The sequence below is a fragment of the Longimicrobium sp. genome, from assembly GCF_036554565.1.
GTDB lineage: Bacteria > Gemmatimonadota > Gemmatimonadetes > Longimicrobiales > Longimicrobiaceae > Longimicrobium.
This window is the reverse complement of the sequence record NZ_DATBNB010000443.1, coordinates 1-2,480: the sequence shown is the minus strand read 5'-3', so window position 1 is coordinate 2,480 and position 2,480 is coordinate 1. Positions and strand designations below refer to the sequence as shown.

Annotated in this window: 1 protein-coding gene and 1 pseudogene; both read left to right on the top strand. The window is 71.4% G+C overall.

Annotated elements, in window-relative coordinates:
• The first annotated feature begins 528 nt into the window (after positions 1–528).
• On the top strand, positions 529–1,710 hold the full coding sequence (locus tag VIB55_RS12105) for an OmpA family protein (RefSeq protein WP_331876904.1): 1,182 nt from the start codon (positions 529–531) through the stop codon (positions 1,708–1,710).
• Positions 1,711–1,809: 99 nt separating this feature from the next.
• Positions 1,810–2,480: pseudogene (locus VIB55_RS12100) on the top strand (hypothetical protein); the annotation flags it as partial.

Here is a 2,480-nt window from a genome sequence, read left to right as displayed (position 1 = left end):
ACACGCGTGCGACCCTCTCCCGCAAGCGGGTGAGGGTGTACACACCACGCTTGGGTGGGTGGCATCCAGCACCGGAGCAGCAACAGGGCCTGTCATCCTGAGGCCCAGGCGCGCCGCATTTACCCGCAGCACACCCTGCGCGGGCCGAAGGATCCAGTCGCGGACACGTACAAGGTAGGGCGCGGCAGCGGTGATGGATGCATTGGCTGCTACTCCGTCACACGTCCGCCGCTATCGCTGCGGCTGACGGTGGTGATCAATAACACGGAGGGCGCGGAGATCTGCTGATCTCCGCGCCCTCGTCCTATCCGGCCCGACGCACCTCCACCCGCGCTACCTTCGGCTCCACTCGTATCTTCATCAAAGGGGGGAAGCGTCGCGTGCTCGTTCCGCGCGGCCGTGAAGATGAGCAGAACTGCTCACGCTGGTACGCCTGGCATCTGGTAGCATTGTGGCAGCCCGGCGCCGACGGATTCGCGCGCGCCGCAAGCTCACAGGACCGGAACCACATCCATCCAGGAGAAACCCATGAATCATCGGTTTCGGGCGGCCATCTTCGCCCTTGCAGCGCTCGGGGCCGTGCTCCCCGTAGACCAGGCCCACGCGCAACTCGGGCGCCTTCGCGACCGCGTGCGGCAGGGTGCAGACCAGGTGCGCGGGGCGGTCACCGGAGGCGAGCAGGCCGCGCCCGCGCAGGCCCAGCCAGAAGGCGCCGAGGCGGATGCGCCGGCCGCGCCGGGTGCCCCCGTGGCGTTCGTGAACTTCGACTTCGTGCCGGGCGAGCGGGTGCTCTTCGCCGAAGATTTCACCCGCGACAACGTGGGCGACTTTCCCCGCCGGCTGGAGCTGCTGGAAGGCAACGGCGAAGTGGCCGAGGTGGGTGGCCGCCGCTACCTGCGCGCCGCCGAGGACCTGAAGTTCGCCATCCCGCTGACCGAGGCGCTCCCCGACCGGTTCACGCTGGAGATCGAGTACATGGCCGCCGAGGCCAGCCTGGCCGAGATCTACCTGGCCGAGGGCGAGCACGGCTACGACCGAGATGGAAAGGCGCGCGCCACCTTTCACGTGGGCACCAACTTCCGCACGGTGGCGGGGCTGAACACGCAGGACAGCCGCTCCACCCAGGCCGGGTTCCAAGGCTACCAGCCCAACGTGCCCTTCTTCGTTCGGCTGATGGGCGACGGGCGCTACACCAAGATGTACGTGCTGGGTACGCGGGTGGCCAACGCGCCCAACTTCGACGTGGGACGCGGGCGGCAGATCGTGGTGAACATCCCCGGGAGCGGGGTGGCGGGCAACGAGGGCGCGTACATCGCCAGCATCCGCGTGGCGGCCGGCGGGCGCGACCTGTACGACGCGCTGTCGGCGGAGGGGCGCGTGGCGGTGCAGGGCATCCTGTTCGACACGGGCAGCGACCGCATTCGCCCGGAGAGCGCACCCGTGCTGCAGCGCATCGGGGACATGCTGCGCGGCCACGCCGACCTGCGCCTGATGGTGGAGGGGCACACTGACGACGTGGGCGGCGACGCAGCCAACCTGTCGCTTTCCACCCGCCGCGCCGCCGCGGTGCGGCAGTACCTGGTGGAGCGCTTCGGCATCGACGCGGCGCGCCTGGAAAGCCAAGGCCTGGGCGAGACGAAGCCGGCCGCGCCCAACACCACGCCCGAGGGGCGCCAGCAGAACCGCCGCGTGGAGCTGGTGCGGCTGTAGACGATTCGGGGCGCGGGCGACGGTCGCCCGCGCGACTCCACCAATCCGCCGTCCGCCCTGCTCCCGGGGCGGACGGCCATCCATAGAGGCGAGATTCCCATGCACATCAGGCATCTTTTCATCGGCGCGGCGGCCGCCGCCGCGCTCGGGACCGACGCGGCCCCCGCCCAGGCCCAGTTGCTGGCCCACGTCCGTGCCCGCGTCCGCCAGCAGGTGGAGCACGCGGCCGACCGCGCGGTCGAGCGGGCCGCGAACGCGGTGGAGAATCGCATCCGCCGGGCGGGTTCGTCCCCGTCCGCCGATGCTCCCGCTCAAGCCGCGCCCTCCGTTGCGCCCTCCGCTGCGCCGTCCGCTACGGCGACGCCGGCCCGCCCGGCATCCGCATCACACGCTCCCTCGGCCGATAGCCTGCCCGTGCGCCTGGCGCGTCGTGCGGCGCTCACCGCGCCGTTCGTGGATGCGGACCTCGCCTGGATACTTCCCCTGCTGAGCGCGCAGGCAGCCGACATGCGCCGCGGCACGAGTCAGCTGAGCGCCGAGATCGACGTGATCCGGAGCGTCGCCTCGCCGGAAGCGGCGGAGGCGCGGGTCGAGCGCATCCGCTCCGGCCAGGTGAACGCGATGGACGAGGTGCGCGCGTTCTCCGCCCAGGCGGCGGTGCCCGCATCCGCCCGCTACCAAGCCGGGTGCAGCGCGGGGCTGACCGAGGCGATGGGCGGGCTGATGGTGAGCGCGGTGTTCACAGGCGCACCGGTGGAGGAGGCGCGTGC

What these genes read in the sequence shown, in the direction of transcription:
- VIB55_RS12105 (WP_331876904.1), top strand. Translation starts at nt 529, where the DNA reads ATGAATCATCGGTTTCGGGCGGCCATCTTCGCCCTTGCAGCGCTCGGG.